The organism is Bradyrhizobium sp. SRL28, assembly GCF_018596315.1.
Lineage (GTDB): Bacteria > Pseudomonadota > Alphaproteobacteria > Rhizobiales > Xanthobacteraceae > Bradyrhizobium.
Map to the genome: position 1 here is coordinate 1 of NZ_JAHEAG010000138.1, position 2,036 is coordinate 2,036.

The 2,036-nt window shown below is 58.4% G+C and carries 2 pseudogenes; both read left to right on the top strand.

The features are described 5' to 3' along the window. Window positions 1–648: pseudogene (locus KIP88_RS45615) on the top strand (hypothetical protein); the annotation flags it as partial. A gap of 233 nt (window positions 649–881) precedes the next feature. Continuing rightward, window positions 882–2,036: pseudogene (locus KIP88_RS47740) on the top strand (hypothetical protein); the annotation flags it as partial.

A 2,036-nucleotide genomic window follows, 5' to 3' on the forward strand; every position in this document is an offset into this window, starting at 1 on the left:
GTCGCTGTGGCATTGGACAACGCTCCGGATCGTATTGCCGTGCAGGGAGTGTTGCCGAAGTGGATCGTAAACGCTTGGACGCAGGAGATCGATCTCGGCGTCTCGCGCCACGGCTTCGATGACGGCCGTGCATGTCTGGCCTGCCTGCCACACGGGAAGATAAAGGACGAAGACGAGAAGATAGCTGAGGAGCTGAGGATCACGGAAGCCAAACAGGAGATCCGGGCTCTTCTTCAAACGAACAGGCCGTTGGATGCCGGTTTCCTCGAGCGCGTTGCGAAGGCCTTCGACATTCCTTCGGAATCCCTTCAAGAGTTTGTTGGGCAATCCATCCGATCGTTTCACCAACGGGCAATCTGCGGCGGGGTCGTTATGCGCCTGACGGATGGAGCGCAGCCCGTGAAAGCTGTTGTACCGATGTCATTTCAGTCGGCTCTTGCTGGCATAATGCTGGCGGCAGATCTCGTGAAGCACGCTTCGGGGGTTTTGAATATGCCGACCACGAGCACACGGATCAACCTGCTTCGTCCACTCGCCGCGCATCTTCACGATCCCAAGGCGAAAGACACGTCAGGACGCTGCATCTGCGCGGACCGGGACTTCCTAGCTGCGTACCGGCGGAAACACGAGATCTCGTATCCAAACTAAGTTGGCAGAGAACGTTTCACGAGACTGGTCTCGTTTGCGTTGAGAAATACAAGGATTCTGGAATCTTTGGCTAAGACTGGGCTGAAAAGGAGTATCAACAACTCTTAATCAGCGGGTCCTAGGTTCGAGCCCTGGTGCGCTGGCCAAGCCTTTCACGGGCTTAGCCGGATAGCGGCGGCACAGGAGAATGGCCTCGACGTCGTGCAAGCTGTGGCTATCCTTCGACACCATGATTGACCATTGAGAGCCGCGGGGCAGTCTCGTTTTTTGCGAATGTGGCGATGCATTACTTCACGAGCGACGACCTCGTCAGGTTTTCGAAAGCTTGCCCGAGTAAGGTTGCTCAGGTGATTTGTAAACGTGAGGCTGGGATGGACCCGCACAATTTTGACTCATTCAATGTAAGAGGTTGGCCGCAGGTAGAGCCCCCCGTCTCGCACGAGCCTGAAACGAGCGACGTCGGCCAAGGGGCCTTTGAGCAGCAATTGCACCAGGCGCGCCCAGCCGGTGCCGCGATGCCCGATCGGGGGCCGCGCGGTGGCCTCCGTCCCAATGTGTCTAGCGACGGCCAGCAGTCCCCCAACGGGCTGATGGGTGCAATTGCCAGGAGCAACATCCTGCCAAGCGAGGAGGTCCTCATCAACGACGAGCGTGATACAGCTGGATTGAGAGCAGCGAAGAGGCCGAGGACCACAAACAACCCGCAAGGCGTTGCCATTGAGCGGCAGCTGAGCGAGATCGCCAATTCAGGTGAAGGTGGTGGAGCAATGCCGCCAGCCTCGGCGCTGCAGCCGGCTCAGTCAACGGGGGTTGTGATACGGCACGACAGGCGGCCTCTTTATTCCGAGGATGCTCCCGCGATTTTGGGGCTTGAGGAGGCCCTCATCAAGGACGGGACCGCCAAAGGCACTGCCCAGCAGTTTGTAAGTTCTCTTCTTGGCTTTAGCCGCTGGCTCTTCGCAAAAAAGAAACCGAGCATTGTTGCTCGGCTCGACAGTAATTCGCTGAACGCCAATGGCAGTGACGTGCACGAGTACATCGGAAACGGTAATCAGAGGCTCATTAGGGCATTAGACCATCTCCGGACCTTGCGGTCAGGAGCCGTGCCGATCATACGCCGCGCCAAGCGGAATCCTCACGCCCCGAACGTGGCCCTCATCAATCCCGAAGAGGCGGTAGTGATGGAGCCGAGGCGCGTCGGCGCCACCGCTGCGCAGCACAGCGCGTCGCAGGAAGCTGACACTCGACGAGAGGAGCTTCAGGGACGGCGGGATAATCAATCCGCCCCGTCGGCTTTCGTCCAAGAGCACGTCGCGTTCTATCCAGAGCAGATTGCTCCGGAGGAGCTTCGGCGAGTGCTGGATCATCTGAATGATCAATCCATCCCA